Source organism: Dinoroseobacter sp. S375, from assembly GCF_049800775.1.
Lineage (GTDB): Bacteria > Pseudomonadota > Alphaproteobacteria > Rhodobacterales > Rhodobacteraceae > Dinoroseobacter.
In genome coordinates this window covers 92,522-111,042 of record NZ_JBNAFR010000004.1, presented here as the reverse complement: position 1 = coordinate 111,042, position 18,521 = coordinate 92,522, and the positions used below count along the sequence as shown (strand labels likewise).

The window sequence follows — 18,521 nt, the reverse complement described above, 5'->3', positions numbered from 1 at the left end:
TCACTCCACGGTGACGGATTTCGCAAGGTTGCGCGGCTGGTCCACATCCGTGCCCTTGGCCACCGCCGTATGGTACGCCAAAAGCTGCGCGGGCACAGCGTAAAGGATGGGCGCGAAGGCGGGCGCGATCTTGGGCATCTGGACCTGCGCCCAGGTGCCCTCGGCCGCCGTGGCCAGACCGGCGCTGTCACTGACCAGAAGGACCTTGCCCTGGCGTGCCATGACCTCCTGCATGTTCGATACGGTCTTGTCGAAGAGCCGGTCATTGGGGGCAAAGACGATCACCGGAACCGCCGGATCCACCAGGGCGATGGGGCCGTGTTTCAGCTCGCCCGACGCGTAACCTTCGGCGTGTATGTAGCTGATTTCCTTGAGCTTCAGAGCGCCCTCCAGGGCGATCGGGTACATTGGGCCGCGCCCCAGGAACAGAATATCGCGCGCCTCGGCCAGCTCGCGCGAGACCGCTTCGATCTCGGGCTCCCGGCTCAGGGCGAGGTTCATGACGCTGGGCAGGCTGCGCAGCTCGTCGATCAGGGTCTGGTGTTCGCCATCGGTTTGCGCGCCGCGCTGCCGGGCCGCGTGCAGGGCCAGCACCGCCAGCACCGCAAGCTGGCAGGTAAACGCCTTGGTCGAGGCCACGCCGATCTCGACTCCGGCCAGCGTCGGCAGCGCCACCGCACTTTCCCGCGCGATGGAGCTTTCGGGCACGTTGCAGATCGACAGGATATGCTCGGCCTTGCCCGCGCAATAACGCAGCGCCGCCAGCGTATCGGCGGTCTCGCCCGACTGGCTGACAAAGAGCGCGGCGGTGCGCGGCCCGATGGGCGGCTCGCGATAGCGGAATTCCGAGGCGATATCGATCTCGACCGGCAGGCCCGCGATCTGCTCAAACCAGTATTTCGCGGTCTGGCAGGCATAGAAGGCCGTGCCGCAGGCCACGAGGATCAGCCGGTCGATCTGTGCGAAATCGGGCAGGGCCCCGGGCATCCGGATCTCGCCCGAGCTGCCGATGTAATGGGCGAGGCAATCGGCCAGCACCGTGGGCTGCTCGGCGATTTCCTTAGCCATGAAATGCCGGTGCCCGCCCTTGCCGACCTGCGCCCCGTCGATCCGGGCGCGGGTTTCGGGGCGCTGCACCGGATGTCCCATGGCATCCGTGATCTCCAGCGATGTCCGGGTCACCACCGCCATATCACCCTCTTCGAGATAGGTAATCCGGTCGGTCATGGGATGCAGAGCAATGGCGTCGGAGCCGACGAACATCTCGCCATCCCCATGCCCGATGGCCAGCGGCGAGCCCTTGCGGGCGGCCACGATCAGATCATCCTCGCCCTCGAAGAGAAAGCAGAGCGCGAAAGCCCCTTCGAGCTGGGCGATGGTCTGGCGCGCGGCTTCGGCGGGGCCAGCGCCCTTGGCCAATGCCTGCGCGCAGAGCTGTGCGACGGTCTCGGTATCGGTCTCGGATTCGAACTCGGCCCCGTGCGATTGCAGGGCGGCGCGCAGCTCGCGGAAATTCTCGATGATCCCGTTATGGACCACGGCCACAGCCCCCGTGCGATGGGGGTGGGCATTGGCCACCGAGGGCACGCCATGGGTGGCCCAGCGGGTATGGCCGATGCCGGATTTGCCCGCGAGCGGCTGTTCCACCAGCAGATCGCTCAGGTTCACCAGCTTGCCGAGCGCGCGGCGGCGGTCCAGCGCGCCGTCCTGCACCGTGGCAATGCCCGCGCTGTCATAGCCGCGATATTCCAGCCGCTTCAGGGCCTCGACCATCAGGGGGGCGGCCTGGTTCCGCCCCAAGACACCTACGATCCCGCACATCTATTTCGCCCCCTGTTTGGTATCGCCCGCATCGCCCGCCAGCACCGCCTTGCGGGTGCGCAGCATATCCATGAAGCGGCGGGCAAAGCCCGGCTTGTTGGTCTGGCGCGAGCGCGCCACGGCCAGCGCGCCCTCGGGCACATCGCTGGTCACAATGGTGCCCGTCGCGGTCATCGCCTCGTCGCCGACCTTCACCGGGGCCACGAGACAGGTGTTCGAGCCAACAAAGACCCGCGCGCCAATCTCCGTGTGATGCTTGAAGACCCCGTCGTAATTGCAGGTGATCGTGCCCGCGCCGATATTGCTCGCCGCGCCAATGCTGGCATCACCGATATAGCTGAGATGGTTGACCTTCGCGCCCTCATCGAGCGTGGCGTTCTTGATCTCGACGAAATTGCCCACATGGGTGTGTTCGGCGAGTTCTGCGCCCGGGCGTAGCCGGGCAAAGGGCCCGACCAGGGCGCCGCGGCTCACATGACAGCCCTCCAGATGGCAGAAGGCCCGGATCTCGGCGCCGGATTCCACGGTCACGCCGGGGCCAAAGACGACCTGCGGCCCGATCAGCGCATCGCGCCCAATCACCGTGTCGAGCGCGAAATAGGTGGTGTCCGGATCGGCCAGCGACACGCCTTCTTCCAGTGCGGTGGCGCGGGCGCGGGCCTGGAAGGCCTGTTCGGCGGCGGCGAGTTCCGCACGGGTGTTGATGCCCAGCGTTTCCGCCTCCGGGCAGGTCACGACCCGGGCCGACAGCCCCTCAGCCGCCCCGAGCGCCACCACATCCGTCAGGTAGTACTCGCCCGCCGCGTTGTCGTTGCCAAGCCCGGCGACCAGGCGCAACAGGGTGCTGGCATCGGCCATCATTACCCCGGAATTGCAGAGTTTGACCGCGAGCTCTTCGGCACTGGCATCCTTGGCCTCGACGATCCGGGTCAGCCGGTCATCCGCCGTCAGCAAACGTCCATAGCGTCCGGGATCTGCGGCCTCAAAGCCCAGCACCACCAGATCCGCCCCCGCGGCGCGCTTGTCCTGCATGGCCTCGAGCGTTTCGGGCGAGATGAACGGCGTGTCGCCATAGAGCACCACCGCATCGCCCTCAAACCCCTTCAGCGCCGCGCCGGCGTGGGCCACCGCATGGCCCGTGCCAAGCTGTTCGGTCTGGCGCGCGCAGACAGCCTCGGGGTCGAGACCGGCCAGCGCCGCCTCGACCGCGTCGGCCCCATGCCCGGTCACCACCACCGTGCGGTCCGGGTCGAGACGCGCGCCCGCGCGCAGGGCATGGGCCAGCAGCGGCGCACCCGCCAGCCGGTGCAGCACCTTGGGCAGGTCCGAGTTCATCCGCGAGCCCTGGCCCGCCGCCAATACGATCAACGCAACCGACATGCATCATCCCTTCACCTTGCGCCCTCGTTCTATTACGCATCGGCGCAGGCCCCGCAACCGGGCCCGCTGTCACTTGGTGTTTCGGCCCTTTTCACCCCCTCACGCCCATTGGCGGAAAGATGCGCAATGACGGTTACGGTGATCTTCGATCTCGACGGCACGCTTGCCGATACCAGCGCCGACCTGATCGCGGCCGCCAATGCCTGTTTCGAGGCGCGCGGGCAGGGCGCGCCGCTCGACCCGGTGGCCGATGCCGCCACGGCCTTTGCGGGCGGGCGCGCCATGCTGCGGCTGGGCATGACCCGGCGTGGTCTCGACTGGACCGAGGCGGAGGTGGATCGCGACTATCCCGTGCTGCTCGCGGCCTATGCCGAGAAGATCGATGTGCATACCCGGCTCTATCCCGGTGCGCTGGCGGCGGTCGAACGGCTGCGCGCGCGCGGCTGCCCGGTGGGTATCTGCACCAACAAGCCCGAGGGGCTGGCCGAGACCCTGATGACCCGGCTGGGCGTGCGCGACCGGTTCGGTGCGCTGATCGGGGCCGATACGCTGCCCGTGCGAAAGCCCGATCCCGCGCCGCTTCTGGAAACCATCGCCCGGGTCGGCGGCGACCCGGCGCGCGCGGTGCTGGTGGGCGACACGGTGACCGATCGCGAAACCGCGCGGGCTGCGGGGATCCCCGCCATGCTGGTGACCTTTGGCCCCGAAGGCGAGGGCGTCTCGCGCCTCGCCCCCGAGGCGCTGCTGCCCCATTACGACCAGTTCGACGCGGTTCTGCGGAGCCTCTTTCCCGACCATTGACCTGCGCCTTGCAAGGCGGCACATCTATCGCAGGAGGCGCTCATGACTGACGAGATCTTCACCGGAACATTCACCCAGCAGGAGCCGATCCCCGAGGCCGCCATCGCCGCCGCGGTCGAGGTCATGCGCTCGGGCCGTCTGCATCGCTACAATCTCGATCCGGGTGAGCTGGGCGAGGTCGGCGCGCTGGAACAGGAATTCGCGGCCCAAACCGGGGCGCGGTACTGCGTGGCCGTGGCCTCGGGCGGCTATGCCATGGGCACGGCGATGCGGGCTCTGGGGATCGGCGCCGGTGACAAGGTGCTGAGCAATGCCTTCACGCTCGCGCCCGTGCCCGGGGCCATCGCCGCCGTCGGGGCCGAGCCGGTGCTGGTCGAGGTGACCGAAGATCTGACCCTTGATCTCGATGACTTGGCCGCCAAGGCCGAGACCAGCGGCGCGCGGGTGCTGCTGCTCAGCCATATGCGCGGGCATATCTGCGACATGGATGCGCTCAGCGCGATCTGCGATGCCCATGACCTGACCCTGATCGAGGATTGTGCCCATACGATGGGCGCGTCCTGGGGGGATACGCCCACGGGCCGGTTCGGGGCCTTCGGCTGCTTCTCGACCCAGACCTACAAGCATATCAATTCCGGCGAGGGCGGGTTGCTGATCTCTGACGATGCAGAGCTCATGGCCCGTGCGATCCTGCTCTCGGGCAGCTACATGCTCTATGCCCGGCACGGAGCCGCCCCGGAGGCCGAGGTGTTCGAGCGCGTGAAATACGACACGCCCAATGTCTCGGGCCGGATGGACCATCTGCGCGCCGCGATCCTGCGCCCGCAACTGGCCGATCTTCCGCGTCAAGCGGCCCGCTGGAACGCGCTCTACCGGGTGCTTGAGGCCGGGCTCGCCGGCGCGCCGGGCATCGCCCTGACCCACCGCCCGGAGCAGGAGCATTTCGTCGCCTCCTCTTTCCAGCTGCGCCTGCCCGAGGCTGATCCCGGGGCGGTCGCGGCCTATGTGGCGCGCTGCGCGGCCCGCGGGGTCGAGCTGAAATGGTTTGGTGCGCCCGAACCCCATGGCTTCACCTCGCGCTATGACAGCTGGCGCTATGCCCCGACGCCAGTGCTGCCGCAAACCGACCGCGTGCTTGCGACGCTGCTCGATCTGCGCCTGCCGCTCACCTTCTCCGAGGTCGATTGCGCCCAGATCGCCCGCATCCTGCGCGCCGAGGCCGAGGCGCTTCCCCAGTCGATGGCCGCCGAATAGCCCCTCCCTTAAGTCCCGAAATATCCCGGGGGAGGCGGCCGCAGGGCCGCCGGGGGCAGCGCCCCCACTCCGCGCGCGAAATCTCTGGACAGGGACGACGCGCGCGCCTATAAATGAACAAGCGTTCAATTTTTGGGAGGAGGGAGCGCCCATGTTCACCGCATCCATGCGGTTCGATCTCGGCGAAGAGGTCGAAGCCCTGCGCGAGATGGTCCATCGCTGGGCGCAGGAACGGGTCAAGCCGCTGGCGGCGGCGACCGATTCCGACAATCTCTTTCCGGCCGAGCTCTGGAGCGAGATGGGGGAGCTGGGCCTTCTTGGCATCACCGTGGACGAGGAAGATGGCGGTGCGGGCATGGGCTATCTCGCCCATACGGTCGCGGTCGAGGAAATCTCCCGCGTGTCGGCCTCCATCGGGCTCAGCTACGGCGCGCATTCCAATCTTTGCGTCAACCAGATCAAGCTCAACGGCACGCCGGAGCAAAAGGCTCGCTACCTGCCGGGCCTGATCGACGGCACCCATGTGGGCGCGCTGGCCATGTCCGAAGCCTCCGCCGGGTCCGACGTGGTGGGCATGAAACTGCGCGCGGAAAAGCGCAACGATCACTACCGCCTGAACGGCACGAAATACTGGATCACCAACGGCCCGGACGCCGAAACCCTTGTTGTCTATGCCAAGACCGACCCGGAGGCAGGCTCCAAGGGCATCACCGCCTTCATCATCGAGAAATCCATGACCGGATTCTCGACCTCGCCCCATTTCGACAAGCTCGGCATGCGCGGCTCGAACACCGCGGAGCTGATCTTCGAGGATGTCGAAGTGCCCTTCGAGAACGTGCTCGGAGAAGAGGGGCGCGGGGTTGCGGTCCTGATGAGCGGTCTCGATTACGAGCGTGTCGTCCTCTCGGGCGTCAATATCGGCATCATGGCGGGCTGCCTCGACGAGATCATGCCGTATATGGTCGAGCGCAAGCAATTCGGCCAAAGCATCGGAAACTTCCAGCTCATGCAGGGCAAGATCGCTGATATGTATGCGGGGCTGAACACGTCGCGCGCCTATGCTTATGAGGTCGCCAAGGCCTGCGATCGCGGCGAGGTCACGCGGCAGGATGCAGCGGCCTGTGTGCTTTACGCCTCGGAAGAGGGCATGAAAGTCGCCCATCAGGCGGTGCAGGCCATGGGTGGCGCGGGCTTTCTGAACGATGCGCCCGTGGCCCGGATGTTCCGCGATGCCAAGCTGATGGAGATTGGCGCGGGCACCTCCGAGATCCGGCGCATGCTGGTCGGGCGCGAGCTGATGGCGGCCATGGCATGACCCGGCCCGCTGTCACCGAGCGCTCTGTCGCCTCTCTGGGCAAAGGGGGATGAGCCCATGGCCTGGCCGCGCTGGCTCTGGTTTTTGCCCTTGGGCATCATCGTGCTGATCCTCGCAGCCAATGGCGTGCGGCTGGGCTCGCAACGGGCGGCGCTGGATGAGAGCGCGGTGATCGACCATTACGCGGCGCAATATCTCAAGGATCATGCGGCCCTCGATGGCACGGGCTCGGCGGCCCTGACCGATTGCGCGGCGGTGCCCGGGACGGATCCCGGCATCTGGGTCGTGGTGCGCTGCCGACCCGAAGGGGCGGCGCAGGGCTGGGACTACTATGTGCGGCGCGATGGCGGGCTGGCCTTCACCGGGCGCGACCGGGATCAGAGGCCCGAGACATGAGCGCGGCCCTGCATAGGCAAAAGGCGCGCCACTCGGGCGCGCCTCGCTTGGCTGCGATGGATCGCGGTTCAGAAGGTCATCACGTACGCGATGCCCAGAACCACCGGATCGATCTCGGCTGTGCCGATCTTGTCGCCGTTCAGCTTCACGTCGGTATCGATGTCGATATAGCGCGCATTCAGGCGCAGCGCCCCGGTCTCGGTGACCGGAATGTCCACGCCGATTTGGGCGGCAAGGCCGAAGCTGTCCTCCAGCTCCAACTTGCCGAGCGGCGAGCTCTCCTGGAAGAAGTTGGTGTAGTTCAGGCCGACCCCGATATAGGGCTTGAAGCCCTCGAAATTGGTGAAGTGGTAGTTCACCGAGATGGTGGGCGGCAGGTGCTTGGTGTCACCGGCATCCCCAACCCCGTCAATCGAGATGTCATGGCTGAAGGGCGTCGCGGCGAGGATTTCGAGACCGATATTCGGCGTGAAGAAATACTCGGCGGTGAAGGACAGCTGCGTGTCCGAGTCGACGTCGATGCCGGCGCCCGGGACGATGGCATCCAGTTCGCCATTGCCGGATTTCGGGTTCACATTGGCGATCCCGATGCCGATGGTCCAGTCTCCTGCCTCCTGGGCGAAAGCCGGGGCCGCGGCCGTGGCCGCCAGAACAGCGAGTGCGGACAGGGTGATATGTTTCATGGGTCGTTCCCTCGTTTGGTCTCCGCCGCTGTCATCGCGCAGACCGATTGTACCAGCTTTGATACAGGTCAACCGGAGGCTGCGCTGCCCTGCGGCATAACGGCCCTTGGCCCGGCAGGGGCATGTCCATCAGGCAGGAGGCAGGCCGCGTGAAGCTGATATCTCAATGGGATAGCGGATCGGAGGCGGCGAAGGCCAATCGCGCCGCGCATCTGGCCGCGCTCGAACACGTTGCGGATGCAGCATCGCAGGCCGCTGCAGGGGGCGGCGACGCCGCACGGGACCGCCATCTGAGTCGCGGCAAGATGCTGCCGCGGGACCGTGTGGCCAATCTGCTCGACCCCGGCAGTCCGTTTCTCGAGGTCGGGGCGACGGCGGGCCATGGCCTCTATGGGGGGGCGGCACCCTGTGGCGGAGCGATTGCGGGCGTGGGCCAGATCCACGGGCAGGACGTGATGGTCATCTGCAATGATGCCACCGTGAAGGGCGGCACCTATTACCCGATCACCGTCAAGAAACACCTGCGCGCGCAAGAGATTGCCGCGGAATGTCATTTGCCCTGCATCTACCTTGTGGATAGCGGCGGGGCGAACCTGCCCAATCAGGACGAGGTCTTTCCCGACCGGGATCATTTCGGGCGGATCTTTTACAATCAGGCGCAGATGTCGGCGGCGGGTATCCCGCAGATCGCCGTGGTCATGGGCTCCTGCACGGCAGGGGGGGCCTATGTGCCCGCCATGTCCGATGTGACGATCATCGTGAAGGAGCAGGGCACGATCTTTCTCGCGGGCCCGCCGCTGGTCAAGGCTGCCACGGGCGAAGTGGTCAGCGCCGAGGATCTCGGCGGGGGCGATGTGCACACACGCCTCTCGGGCGTGGCGGATTATCTGGCCGAGGACGATGCCCATGCGCTGGCGCTCGCGCGCCGCGCGGTGGCGGGGCTGAACCGGCGCGTGTCGGTCTCGGTGGCGATGCAGGCCCCTGAGCCGCCCGCCTATGACCCCGAAGAGCTGCTGGATCTGGTTCCGGCGAGCCTTTCGGTGCCCTACGACATCACCGAAGTCATTGCCCGGATCGTCGACGGCTCGCGCTTTGACGCGTTCAAGCCGCGCTTTGGCGAGACGCTGGTGACGGGGTTCGCTCATATCGAGGGCTGTCCGGTGGGGATCATCGCCAATAATGGCGTCCTGTTCTCCGAGGCGGCCCAGAAGGGCGCCCATTTCGTCGAGCTTTGCAGCCAGCGCAAGATCCCGCTTGTGTTTCTGCAGAACATCACGGGCTTCATGGTGGGCCGGAAATACGAGAATGAGGGGATCGCGCGGCACGGGGCCAAAATGGTGACGGCGGTGGCGACGACCTCGGTGCCCAAGGTGACCATGGTGATGGGCGGATCCTTCGGGGCGGGGAATTACGGCATGGCCGGGCGGGCCTATCAGCCGCGCTTCATGTGGTCCTGGCCCAATTCCCGGATCTCGGTCATGGGCGGCGCGCAAGCCGCCGGGGTGCTCGCCACGGTCAAGCGCGACGCGATTGAGCGCAAGGGCGGCAGCTGGTCGCCCGAAGAGGAGGCCGCCTTCAAACAGCCAACGATCGACATGTTCGAGGAACAGTCCCACCCGCTTTATGCCTCGGCCCGGCTCTGGGATGACGGGATCATCGACCCGCGTAAAAGCCGCGCTGTGCTCAGCCTCTCCCTGCGCGCCGCCCTGAACGCCCCCATAGAGGAGACACGCTTCGGCGTGTTCCGGATGTGATTTGAGCGCTTACTGCTCCTTTTGGGTTGCCTGGTCACGATGGGAGGCAAGGTTATGACGTCTGACTGGATGGATCCACGCGTGGCCAGATACCTGCTAGACGCATTTCCAAAGGTCATGCAAATCGCGCGCGACCATGGACTTCCTAACGAATTCGAGAAGGGTCATCGGCCACGCCACTTCGCTGGCGCGTTAGATCGACCTGACAGCGTTGAAGTTCTGCTGTTGTTGGCCGAGCCCGGTAGCAACCCGGGTCATTGGGAAATTGGTCGAAAGATTGAAGATTGGCTTTACGAAGTGTGCTCGGACGGACTCGGTAAGAAAGGTGGCCATCCCTTTATCTATGATCCGATACATCCATACACGCCCGATTGCCCAGATCGCTTTGCGCGATGGCCAGCGGAGTTTTTCGAGAAGGTTTTTCCAGATCTCTCTGTAGAGGATCGTATGGGGCGCGTGGTTATCGCCAACTCGTTTTGGGTACAGGCGAAAGCTTCCGGAGGAAGGATCGGAAGACGCGCAGAGCGGGATTTTGCACCCATCTTGGGTGGATTCGTGCGTTTGTTCCCCTCTGCGATTGTTGTTGCAGCCGGTGGCAAAGCACGCGCGCGCCTCGACCTGGCTGGCGTTCGCGACCGCGTTGAGATGCGTGCTCTGACCCTTCCTGAGGCCAACAAACCCGAAGCTCGTCAGAGCAGGGAGGCCGCCGCAAAGACGCTTCGAGAAAGACTGTTGGCCAACACTGGCGACGGGGGAAAAGGCACGAAATGTTCAACAGGATCCTGATTGCCAATCGCGGCGAGATTGCCTGCCGGGTAATCGAGACGTGCCGTCGCCTCGGGGTGCAGACCGTGGCGGTCTATTCCGAGGTCGATGCCGGCGCGCGCCATGTCGCCATGGCCGATGCCGCATGCGCCATCGGCGGACCCGCGCCGCGGGACAGTTATCTGCGCGGCGATGCGATCATCGAAGCAGCGCTCGCCACGGGGGCGCAGGCCATTCACCCGGGCTATGGCTTTCTGTCGGAGAACCCGGATTTCGTCGAAGCGGTCGAGGCCGCCGGTCTGGTCTTCATCGGTCCCTCGGCCGAGGCGATCCGCGCCATGGGGCTCAAAGATGCGGCCAAGACCCTTATGTCCGAGGCCGGTGTCCCCGTGGTGCCCGGCTATCAGGGCGCGGATCAGGATCCCGCCCATCTGGCCGCGCAAGCCGGGACCATCGGATACCCGGTCCTGATCAAGGCCGTGGCCGGGGGCGGCGGCAAGGGAATGCGCCGGGTCGATGCGCCCGAGGCCTTCCTGCCTGCGCTCGAGGCGGCCAAGGCCGAGGCGCTTGGGGCGTTCGGAAACGACGCCGTTCTGATCGAGAAATACGTGGCCACGCCGCGGCATATCGAGGTTCAGGTCTTTGGCGACGGCACCCGCGCGGTGCATCTGTTCGAGCGGGATTGTTCCCTCCAGCGTCGCCATCAGAAGGTGATTGAAGAGGCCCCGGCACCGGGCATGACGCCCGAGATGCGCGCCGCCATGGGGGCCGCCGCCGTGCGCGCCGCCGAGGCGATCGGCTATGCGGGCGCAGGCACCGTGGAATTCATCGTCGATGCCAGTGACGGTTTGCGCGCGGACGGGTTCTGGTTCATGGAAATGAACACCCGCCTGCAGGTCGAACATCCGGTGACCGAGGCCGTCACCGGCTTCGATCTGGTGGAATGGCAGCTGCGCGTCGCCGCGGGGGAGGACCTGCCCGCTGCACAGCAGGACCTGTCGATCACGGGCCATGCCTTCGAAGCGCGGCTCTATGCCGAGGACGTGCCCAAGGGCTTCCTGCCCGCCACCGGGACCCTGACCCATCTGGCCTTCCCCGATGGCGCGCGGATCGAGACCGGCGTGCGCGCGGGCGACACGATCAGCCCCTGGTACGATCCGATGATCGCCAAGCTGGTGGTCGCCGGGCCCACGCGGCAGGCGGCCCTGCGCAAGCTCGACCGGGTGCTCGCGACCACGCAGGTGGCGGGCAGCGTCACCAACCTTGCCTTTCTGCGAGCTTTGGCGCGCCATGAGGGCTTTTTCGCCGGAGAGGTGGATACCGGCCTGATCGACCGGGAGGTCGCGACGCTCTCGCCCGCGCCCGTCCCCTGTACGCGGGCGCGCTCGCTGGCAGGGCTCGGTGCGGCGGGGCTGCATTTGGGGGCGCCGGATCACGCGGGGCTCACGCTCTGGGCGCCGCTGGCACAAAGCCAGATGCTGCTCTTTGGCGAGGAGGAGGTCGCCACCCGGATCGAAACGCTTGGCGCGGACCGGTTCCGCGTCCGGATCGGCGAGGCGACCCATGAGATCGCGCGCCATGACGGCGTCTGGTGGGTGGATGGCGCGCCGACCCCGGCCGAGATCGTCGCCCACGCGGCGGGTGTCAGCGTGTTCTGGTCGAACAATTACCATTTCACAGTGCCCGATCCGCTGCAGCGAGGAGCCGCGGCGGGCCCGGGGGCAGGACATGTCGAGGCGCCCATGCCGGGGCTCGTCAAGGCGGTCTTTGTGTCTACCGGGGAGCGGGTGCGCCAGGGCGCGCGGCTCGCCATCCTCGAGGCGATGAAGATGGAGCATACCCTGACCGCCGGGCGGGATGGGACCGTGTCCGAGATCCGCGTGCAAACCGGGGATCAGGTCACGGCAGGGGCACCGCTCATCCTGCTGGAGCCGGATGAAGAGGCACCGACATGAACGCACCGGCACCCGCCCGCACACCGGCGATCCGTCTGCATCACTGTCCGCAGACCCGGTCCATGCGCACACTCTGGCTGATCCGCGAGCTGGGGCTCGAGGCTGAGGTGATCACGCACCCGTTCGACCGCGCCCTGCGCGATCCGGCCTATCTGGCTCTGTCTCCGGCGGGGCGGGTGCCCGCGCTGGAGCTTGACGGGGAGACCCTGTTCGAGACGGGCGCGATCACGGAACTGCTCTGCGAGCGGTTCTCGCCCGACGGACTGGGGCGGGGGCCGGGCCATCCGGAGCGCGGGGCCTTCCTCGTCTGGATCCATTTCGCCGAGACCCTGAGCCAGCATGTGGCGGCGCTCACCCAGCAGCATGTGATGCTCTACGAGGATGCCATGCGCTCGCCGGTCGTGATGCGGCTCGAGGCGAAGCGGCTCGCCAAGTGCTACGAGGCGATCGAGGCGCGGCTGCGCGAAACCGGCTGCGACAGCCTGCTGGCGGGTGGCTTCTCGGCGGCGGATATCAGTGTCGGGCAGGCGGTCTATATGGGGCAGTATTTCGTGACGCTGGACGGGTATCCACGTAGCGCGGCCTGGTATGCCGCCATCTCCGCGCGCCCGGGCTTTCAGGCGGCACTGCCCGCGCCGGGCGAGGGGATCTACGACCGGGCGTTCTATCCCCCCTGGGAGGCCACGCCATGAGCCAGACGGTCGAGATCGTCGAGGTCGGCCCCCGCGACGGGCTGCAGAATGAAAAGCGGCAGATCCCAACGGCCCAGAAGATCGCCCTGATCTCGGCGCTGGCCGAGGTCGGCTTCGCCCGGATCGAAGTCGCCAGCTTCGTCAGCCCGAAATGGGTGCCGCAAATGGCCGATGGGGCCGAGGTGCTGGCGGGGATCCCGCGCCGGGACGGGCTGCGCTATGCCGCGCTGACCCCGAACATGCGCGGGTTCCAAGGGGCGCTGGCGGCGCGCGCCGACGAGATCGCGATTTTCGGGGCGGCCAGCGAGGGGTTCAGCAAAGCCAATCTCAATTGCACCATCGAAGAAAGCTTCGACCGCTTCGCACCGATCTGCGCGGCGGCGGCAGAGGCGGGGCTGCCCGTGCGGGGCTATGTCTCCTGCGTGACCGATTGCCCGTTTGATGGCGCCACCCCGCCCGAGGCCGTGGCGCGTGTCGCCGCGCGTCTGGCCGATCTGGGCTGCTACGAGATTTCCCTGGGCGAGACCTTGGGGCGGGGCGAGCCCGTCCGCGTGGCGCGGATGCTGGAGGCCGTGCGCGCCGAGGTCCCGGTGACGCAGCTCGCCGGGCATTTCCACGATACGGGCGGGCGGGCGCTCAACAATATCGATGTGGCGCTGGATCAGGGGCTGCGGGTGTTCGATGCCTCCGCCGGAGGGCTGGGGGGCTGTCCCTATGCCCCGGGTGCTGCGGGCAATGTGGCCACCGAGGCCGTGGCCGATCATCTCGCCGCTCTGGGCTATGAGACCGGGCTTGATCGCGCGGCGCTGGCCGTGGCGGCCTCCATGGCCCGGGGCCTGCGCTAGTCCGGTGCCCTGGCGCGTTTGTCTGAGCGGGGTGTCCGGCATCGGCAAACGCACGAGCCCCTGCGTTTTGGCGACAGAGACCGGGGCGCTTTGGCTGCGCGAAAGCCTTGTGGAGACAGGCGACCCCGCCGATGGGGGCTATGAGGTGTCGGCCATGGCGCGGGAACAGGGGTTTGACATGGCCGCCAACAGTGCGAACCCGATCCCGCGCTCTCGCTGGGCGTGGCATCCCGCGAGCGCTAAGGGGGGACTGCACTTGGATGTAGAGTTGAGCTGCGCGGACCGTGCGGCCCACTGTCACCCGGTCTGGACCCGCGCGCCGAGGGCTACGTGGCTCGTGCTGCCGGATTGGGAGGCCCTCTGCGCCCGGCGCTCCGAGGCCTTCCCCGAGGCAGACCTGGATCTGGATACGGGCGCGCTGTCGGTCCCCGAAGCCGTTGGTGCGATCCCTGACACCCTGGGGGCGCGGCCCCATGGCTGATCTCTTTGACCGGGCCGAGCGCCTCATGGGGATGGATGACCGGGTCTGGCGACGCCATGCCAACCCGCTCTCGGTGGCGACCCGGTTTTCGGTGCTGCCGCTTCTGGCGCTCGCGATCTGGAGCCGGGTCTGGCTCGGCTGGGGCGCGCTGATCCCGGTGGCGCTCGTGCTGGTCTGGACATGGGCCAACCCGCGCGCCTTTGCCGAGCCGCGCAGCTTTGCCGCCTGGGGCAGTCGCGCCGTGCTGGGGGAGCGGATCTTTCTGACCCACCGCGCCGAGCTCCCGGCCCATCACCGTCGGGTTGCCCTGTGTCTCGGGTATGCCGCGGCACCCGGGGCGCTGGTGCTGGGGCTGGGCCTGTGGATGCTTTGGGCCGATTGGGTGGTGTTCGGGATTGTCCTGACGGCGCTGCCGAAGACGTGGTTTTGCGACCGGATGGTCTGGATACATGATGATTGGGTGCGCGCGGGCAAGGCCGTGCCCGGGCTGACAGCGAAGGAGATCGCCCATGACCGCCTATGACACGCTCGATCTGGCGCAGGATACGCGCGGCGTGGTGACCGTGACCCTGAACCGGCCGGACAAGCACAACGCCATGGACGCCGCAATGATCGGTGAACTCAAGGCCTGCGCCGAGACACTCGGCGCGGATCCAAAGGTGCGCGCGGTGATCCTGACCGGTCAGGGGCGGAGCTTCTGCGCCGGGGGGGATCTGGGCTGGATGCGGGCGCAAATGACCGCCGATGCGGCGACCCGCGCCCGGGAGGCACGCGCGCTGGCCGAGATGCTCGGGGTCTGGAACCAGCTGCCCAAGCCGGTGATCGGGCGCATCCAGGGGCAGGCCCTCGGCGGCGGTGTCGGTCTGATGTCGGTCTGCGACGTGGCCATCGCAAGCGCGTCCGCGCGGTTCGGCTTGACCGAAACGCGCCTGGGCCTGATCCCGGCGACCATCGGCCCCTACGTGATCGCCCGCATGGGCGCGGCCTGCGCGCGCCGGGTTTTCATGTCCGCGCGGATCTTCGGGGCCGAGGAGGCCGTCGCGCTTGGCCTTGCGGCGCGCACCGTGGCCCCGGAGGATCTGGATGCCGCCGTCGAGGCCGAGGTGGTGCCCTATCTCGCCACGGCCCCGGGCGCTGTGGCCGAAGCCAAGGCCCTCGCGCTGCGCCTCGGCGGAGCCGTCAGCGAGGCCGAGATCGACAGCACGATCGACGCGCTCATTGCCCGCTGGGAAAGCGACGAGGCCGCAGAAGGGATCGACGCGTTCTTCGCCAAGCGACCCGCCCCCTGGGTTTCCGAGACCTGACCACCTGAATCGCATAGGGCGGGGTCGGGGCGCGGGACGCCGGCCATCCCGACACGCCCGCGCGAAACCGGCACCGGAGTTCCGGGACAGGCGCGGCGCGCAGTGATACGCGTGCTCCCACGCGCTATACCTGCCCACCGCGCCTGTGACATGCGTCCCCCAAAAGCGTGTCGACTATGGGGCTCCGAGCCCGGCATCGGTTTTGTCCGGGTGGCTCGGCATGCCACGGCCTCCCTGACATGGAGGGCCGCTGTCCAGCGACGGTCACGCGAGAGGGTCGCCGAGCCGAGTGTTGCCGCGCTGGACCTGCCTAAAGGCCGTTCTGCGCCCTCGGCCTGGAGCGCTCTGCGTCACAGGCGGCCGACCCGGCCTTGGCCGAGGGCCCCATGAAATTCGGGCGCGGGGTGCAAAACCTGCTCAGGAGTTAAACCTGTATTCAATATGTGGTTAGATGCTATGCTGGTTATGCGGGAAAACCGGGGGCGGATCATGCCCTGCGTCACACCGCCTCTGGCAGAGCCCCGGGACACGCGTACACTGCGCGCGTTGGGGCGTGTTTGCCGCAGGCGGCTCGGTTGACCACCTTGGTATGCAAAGGTAGACCCGCCACGACCGGACCGACACTATCGGGACCGCGCTGAGCTGGTCCCCGGTACCACGCAGGAAGGAGCCCCACGTGGAAGATTTGCTTCGAGAATACCTTCCGATCCTAGTATTTTTGGCAATTGCCATTGGCCTTGGCCTGGTGCTCATCCTGGCTGCGGTGATCCTGGCGGTGCGCAATCCGGATCCGGAAAAAGTCTCGGCCTATGAGTGTGGCTTCAACGCCTTCGACGATGCCCGGATGAAGTTCGATGTGCGCTTCTACCTGGTATCGATTCTCTTCATCATCTTCGATCTCGAGGTCGCGTTCCTCTTCCCCTGGGCGGTTGCCTTCAAGGATGTGGGGATCGTGGGCTTCTGGAGCATGATGATCTTCCTTGCGATCCTGACCATCGGGTTCGCCTATGAGTGGAAAAAAGGAGCCCTCGAATGGGAGTGAGCACCGCCGCCTATGACGCGGGTCCCGACAAGGAACACGCGACACAGCTCCTCAATGCCGAGTTGCAGGACAAGGGCTTTCTGCTGACCTCGACCGAGGACATCATCAACTGGGCCCGCACCGGCTCGCTGCACTGGATGACCTTTGGTCTGGCCTGCTGCGCGGTCGAGATGATGCACACCTCCATGCCGCGCTACGATGCCGAACGGTTCGGGATCGCGCCGCGCGCGTCTCCGCGCCAGTCCGATGTGATGATCGTGGCCGGCACGCTGACCAACAAGATGGCGCCCGCCCTGCGCAAGGTCTATGACCAGATGCCCGAGCCGCGCTACGTGATCTCGATGGGGTCATGCGCCAATGGCGGCGGGTACTACCATTACAGCTATTCCGTTGTGCGCGGTTGCGACCGCGTGGTGCCCGTGGACATCTATGTCCCCGGCTGCCCGCCCACGGCCGAGGCGCTGCTCTATGGCCTGTTGCAGCTGCAACGCAAGATCCGCCGGACGGGAACGATTGTGCGCTAAGGCGCAGGAGACACACCAATGACCGCAGCCCTTCAGGAACTGGCCGCCCATATCGAGCTCAAGCGCCCGGATTGCGTGATTTCGACCGAGATCGCCCATGACGAGCTGACCGTTGTGGCCACGCCGCAATCGATCGTCGGCCTCGTGGCCTTCCTCAAGACCGACGCGACCTGCAAGTTCTCGACCCTGATCGACATCACGGCCGTGGACTACCCCGAGCGGGCGCAGCGGTTCGACGTGGTCTATCACTTCCTGTCCATGTACCAGAACCACCGGATCCGCCTGCGGGTTCCGGTGCGGGCCGATGACATCGTGCCCTCGATCATCTCGGAACACCCCTCGGCCAACTGGTTCGAGCGTGAGGTGTTCGACATGTTCGGCATCCTGTTCTCGGGCCACCCGGATCTGCGCCGGATCCTCACGGATTACGGCTTCCGGGGCTATCCGCTGCGCAAGGACTTCCCGACCACGGGCTATACCGAGGTGCGCTATGACGACGAGAAGAAGCGCGTCGTTTATGAGCCGGTGAAGCTCGTGCAGGAATACCGGCAGTTCGACTTCATGTCCCCTTGGGAAGGTGCCGAGTACATCCTGCCCGGCGACGAGAAAGAAGAGGCCAAGGGCTGAGCCATGGCCGACGTCACGCTCCTTTTCGGGATCGGTGCCACGAAGGCGGGCACGAGCTGGCTCCAGTACTACCTGGATCGCCACCCGGAGGTGCATCTCTGGACCCACAAGGAGCTGCATTACTTCGACGCGCTGGATCGCGGGCAGGTGATGGAGCAGATCGACGGGCTCTGCGAGAAACGCATGGGGCTGCGCGCGAAGATGCGCGAGGCCGAGGGCGCGGCGCGCGAGAAACTGCGCTTCGAGGTAGCCGAGATCGACCGCTATCTGGGGCTGCTGGGGCAAGGGGTCGAACGGCCCGGCGCCTATGTCAGCTTCCTCAAGAAGGGCCGCAAGGGCGCGCGCGTCGTGGGCGATATCACCCCGGCCTATGCGCTGCTCAGCGAGGACCGTCTGCGCAAGATGGCCGGGCTCGGTCCCGTGACCAAGTTCATCTACCTGCTGCGCGACCCGATTGACCGGCTCTGGTCCAATATCCGCATGATGGCGGGCTGGAAGGGTGGCTCCGACAAGGACATCGCCGACCGCGCCAACTGGATCTTCGACCGCTGGACCCGGGGCGAAGAGGGTGCTCTGGCCGAGCGCTGCGATTACGAGGGCCCGCTCAGCCGGATCCGCGCTGCGATCCCCGAAGGGGACAGGTTTCTGGGCTTCTACGAAGAGCTGTTCCGGGCCGAGACCGTCTCGCGCCTCTGCGCCTTTCTCGGCATCAAGGACCATGCAGCCCCGCTGGATACCCGCGTCCACCAGAGCGCGCCTATCGAGATGGAACCGGGCCGCCGCGCCCAGGCCGCCAAAGCGCTGGCCCCGCAATATGACCATGTACACCGCCTGATGGGCCGCATTCCTGCGGGCTGGCACGCGGCAGAAGTTGGAGTTTGA

Annotated in this window: 19 protein-coding genes; 16 read left to right on the top strand and 3 right to left on the bottom strand. The window is 66.7% G+C overall.

All coding sequences use genetic code 11. The features are described from left to right. The gene (gene glmS, locus ACP150_RS11075) at positions 1–1,821 is read right to left on the bottom strand and encodes a glutamine--fructose-6-phosphate transaminase (isomerizing) (RefSeq protein ID WP_424966692.1); all 1,821 of its coding nucleotides are present in this window, start codon (positions 1,819–1,821) and stop codon (positions 1–3) included. Next, complete coding sequence (glmU, locus tag ACP150_RS11070) at positions 1,822–3,201, bottom strand: bifunctional UDP-N-acetylglucosamine diphosphorylase/glucosamine-1-phosphate N-acetyltransferase GlmU (RefSeq protein WP_424966691.1); 1,380 nt, start codon at positions 3,199–3,201, stop codon at positions 1,822–1,824. 126 nt (positions 3,202–3,327) lie between these two features. Here glmU and ACP150_RS11065 point away from each other — a divergent pair, with 126 nt between their 5' ends. From ACP150_RS11065 to ACP150_RS11050, 4 genes are all read left to right on the top strand, one after another. After that, a complete protein-coding gene (locus tag ACP150_RS11065; protein ID WP_424966690.1) occupies positions 3,328–4,002 on the top strand; it encodes an HAD-IA family hydrolase in 675 nt (224 codons plus the stop codon). Positions 4,003–4,044: 42 nt separating this feature from the next. After that, positions 4,045–5,256: a DegT/DnrJ/EryC1/StrS family aminotransferase gene (locus ACP150_RS11060; RefSeq protein ID WP_424966689.1), complete on the top strand. Its 1,212-nt coding sequence runs from the start codon at positions 4,045–4,047 to the stop codon at positions 5,254–5,256. Between the two features lie 151 nt (positions 5,257–5,407). After that, complete coding sequence (locus tag ACP150_RS11055) at positions 5,408–6,571, top strand: acyl-CoA dehydrogenase family protein (RefSeq protein WP_424966688.1); 1,164 nt, start codon at positions 5,408–5,410, stop codon at positions 6,569–6,571. 57 nt (positions 6,572–6,628) lie between these two features. Further along, complete coding sequence (locus ACP150_RS11050) at positions 6,629–6,967, top strand: hypothetical protein (RefSeq protein WP_424966687.1); 339 nt, start codon at positions 6,629–6,631, stop codon at positions 6,965–6,967. Positions 6,968–7,035: 68 nt separating this feature from the next. Here the strand turns inward: ACP150_RS11050 and ACP150_RS11045 are convergent, their stop codons facing one another. After that, a complete protein-coding gene (locus ACP150_RS11045) occupies positions 7,036–7,650 on the bottom strand; it encodes an OmpW/AlkL family protein (RefSeq protein ID WP_424966686.1) in 615 nt (204 codons plus the stop codon). 149 nt (positions 7,651–7,799) lie between these two features. On the opposite strand from ACP150_RS11045, the gene ACP150_RS11040 reads away from it, so the two are divergent. From ACP150_RS11040 to ACP150_RS10985, 12 genes are all read left to right on the top strand, one after another. Next, a complete protein-coding gene (locus ACP150_RS11040) occupies positions 7,800–9,404 on the top strand; it encodes a carboxyl transferase domain-containing protein (protein ID WP_424966685.1) in 1,605 nt (534 codons plus the stop codon). Between the two features lie 117 nt (positions 9,405–9,521). Beyond that, positions 9,522–10,190: a hypothetical protein gene (locus ACP150_RS11035; RefSeq protein ID WP_424966684.1), complete on the top strand. Its 669-nt coding sequence runs from the start codon at positions 9,522–9,524 to the stop codon at positions 10,188–10,190. Further along, the gene (locus ACP150_RS11030; RefSeq protein ID WP_424966683.1) at positions 10,172–12,124 is read left to right on the top strand and encodes a biotin carboxylase N-terminal domain-containing protein; all 1,953 of its coding nucleotides are present in this window, start codon (positions 10,172–10,174) and stop codon (positions 12,122–12,124) included. Before ACP150_RS11035 ends, ACP150_RS11030 begins: the two co-directional genes overlap by 19 nt. Continuing rightward, positions 12,121–12,816, top strand: coding sequence for a glutathione S-transferase family protein (locus ACP150_RS11025; protein ID WP_424966682.1), 696 nt, complete (start codon positions 12,121–12,123; stop codon positions 12,814–12,816). The genes ACP150_RS11030 and ACP150_RS11025 overlap by 4 nt, the downstream gene beginning before the upstream one ends. Continuing rightward, complete coding sequence (locus tag ACP150_RS11020; RefSeq protein WP_424966681.1) at positions 12,813–13,661, top strand: hydroxymethylglutaryl-CoA lyase; 849 nt, start codon at positions 12,813–12,815, stop codon at positions 13,659–13,661. Before ACP150_RS11025 ends, ACP150_RS11020 begins: the two co-directional genes overlap by 4 nt. Positions 13,662–13,728: 67 nt before the next feature. Next, positions 13,729–14,142, top strand: coding sequence for a hypothetical protein (locus tag ACP150_RS11015; RefSeq protein ID WP_424966680.1), 414 nt, complete (start codon positions 13,729–13,731; stop codon positions 14,140–14,142). Continuing rightward, complete coding sequence (locus ACP150_RS11010; protein WP_424966678.1) at positions 14,135–14,665, top strand: DUF6653 family protein; 531 nt, start codon at positions 14,135–14,137, stop codon at positions 14,663–14,665. The genes ACP150_RS11015 and ACP150_RS11010 overlap by 8 nt, the downstream gene beginning before the upstream one ends. Continuing rightward, positions 14,652–15,446 (top strand): crotonase/enoyl-CoA hydratase family protein, encoded by a 795-nt coding sequence (locus ACP150_RS11005; protein WP_424966677.1) that lies wholly within the window; start codon positions 14,652–14,654, stop codon positions 15,444–15,446. The genes ACP150_RS11010 and ACP150_RS11005 overlap by 14 nt, the downstream gene beginning before the upstream one ends. Before the next feature lie 676 nt (positions 15,447–16,122). Continuing rightward, positions 16,123–16,488: an NADH-quinone oxidoreductase subunit A gene (locus ACP150_RS11000; protein WP_424966675.1), complete on the top strand. Its 366-nt coding sequence runs from the start codon at positions 16,123–16,125 to the stop codon at positions 16,486–16,488. Continuing rightward, positions 16,479–17,012 (top strand): NuoB/complex I 20 kDa subunit family protein, encoded by a 534-nt coding sequence (locus ACP150_RS10995; protein WP_424966674.1) that lies wholly within the window; start codon positions 16,479–16,481, stop codon positions 17,010–17,012. Before ACP150_RS11000 ends, ACP150_RS10995 begins: the two co-directional genes overlap by 10 nt. 18 nt (positions 17,013–17,030) lie before the next feature. Next, the gene (locus tag ACP150_RS10990; protein ID WP_424966673.1) at positions 17,031–17,639 is read left to right on the top strand and encodes an NADH-quinone oxidoreductase subunit C; all 609 of its coding nucleotides are present in this window, start codon (positions 17,031–17,033) and stop codon (positions 17,637–17,639) included. Between the two features lie 3 nt (positions 17,640–17,642). After that, positions 17,643–18,521, top strand: a complete 879-nt coding sequence (locus ACP150_RS10985; RefSeq protein WP_424966672.1) for a sulfotransferase family protein — start codon at positions 17,643–17,645, stop codon at positions 18,519–18,521.

Bases quoted from the DNA above. Each gene is read 5' to 3' on its own strand.
- glmS (WP_424966692.1), bottom strand. From the start codon at position 1,821: ATGTGCGGGATCGTAGGTGTCTTGGGGCGGAACCAGGCCGCCCCCCTG.
- glmU (WP_424966691.1), bottom strand. From the start codon at position 3,201: ATGTCGGTTGCGTTGATCGTATTGGCGGCGGGCCAGGGCTCGCGGATG.
- ACP150_RS11065 (WP_424966690.1), top strand. From the start codon at position 3,328: ATGACGGTTACGGTGATCTTCGATCTCGACGGCACGCTTGCCGATACC.
- ACP150_RS11060 (WP_424966689.1), top strand. From the start codon at position 4,045: ATGACTGACGAGATCTTCACCGGAACATTCACCCAGCAGGAGCCGATC.
- ACP150_RS11055 (WP_424966688.1), top strand. From the start codon at position 5,408: ATGTTCACCGCATCCATGCGGTTCGATCTCGGCGAAGAGGTCGAAGCC.
- ACP150_RS11050 (WP_424966687.1), top strand. From the start codon at position 6,629: ATGGCCTGGCCGCGCTGGCTCTGGTTTTTGCCCTTGGGCATCATCGTG.
- ACP150_RS11045 (WP_424966686.1), bottom strand. From the start codon at position 7,650: ATGAAACATATCACCCTGTCCGCACTCGCTGTTCTGGCGGCCACGGCC.
- ACP150_RS11035 (WP_424966684.1), top strand. From the start codon at position 9,522: ATGCAAATCGCGCGCGACCATGGACTTCCTAACGAATTCGAGAAGGGT.
- ACP150_RS11030 (WP_424966683.1), top strand. From the start codon at position 10,172: ATGTTCAACAGGATCCTGATTGCCAATCGCGGCGAGATTGCCTGCCGG.
- ACP150_RS11025 (WP_424966682.1), top strand. From the start codon at position 12,121: ATGAACGCACCGGCACCCGCCCGCACACCGGCGATCCGTCTGCATCAC.
- ACP150_RS11020 (WP_424966681.1), top strand. From the start codon at position 12,813: ATGAGCCAGACGGTCGAGATCGTCGAGGTCGGCCCCCGCGACGGGCTG.
- ACP150_RS11010 (WP_424966678.1), top strand. From the start codon at position 14,135: ATGGCTGATCTCTTTGACCGGGCCGAGCGCCTCATGGGGATGGATGAC.
- ACP150_RS11005 (WP_424966677.1), top strand. From the start codon at position 14,652: ATGACCGCCTATGACACGCTCGATCTGGCGCAGGATACGCGCGGCGTG.
- ACP150_RS10995 (WP_424966674.1), top strand. From the start codon at position 16,479: ATGGGAGTGAGCACCGCCGCCTATGACGCGGGTCCCGACAAGGAACAC.
- ACP150_RS10990 (WP_424966673.1), top strand. From the start codon at position 17,031: ATGACCGCAGCCCTTCAGGAACTGGCCGCCCATATCGAGCTCAAGCGC.
- ACP150_RS10985 (WP_424966672.1), top strand. From the start codon at position 17,643: ATGGCCGACGTCACGCTCCTTTTCGGGATCGGTGCCACGAAGGCGGGC.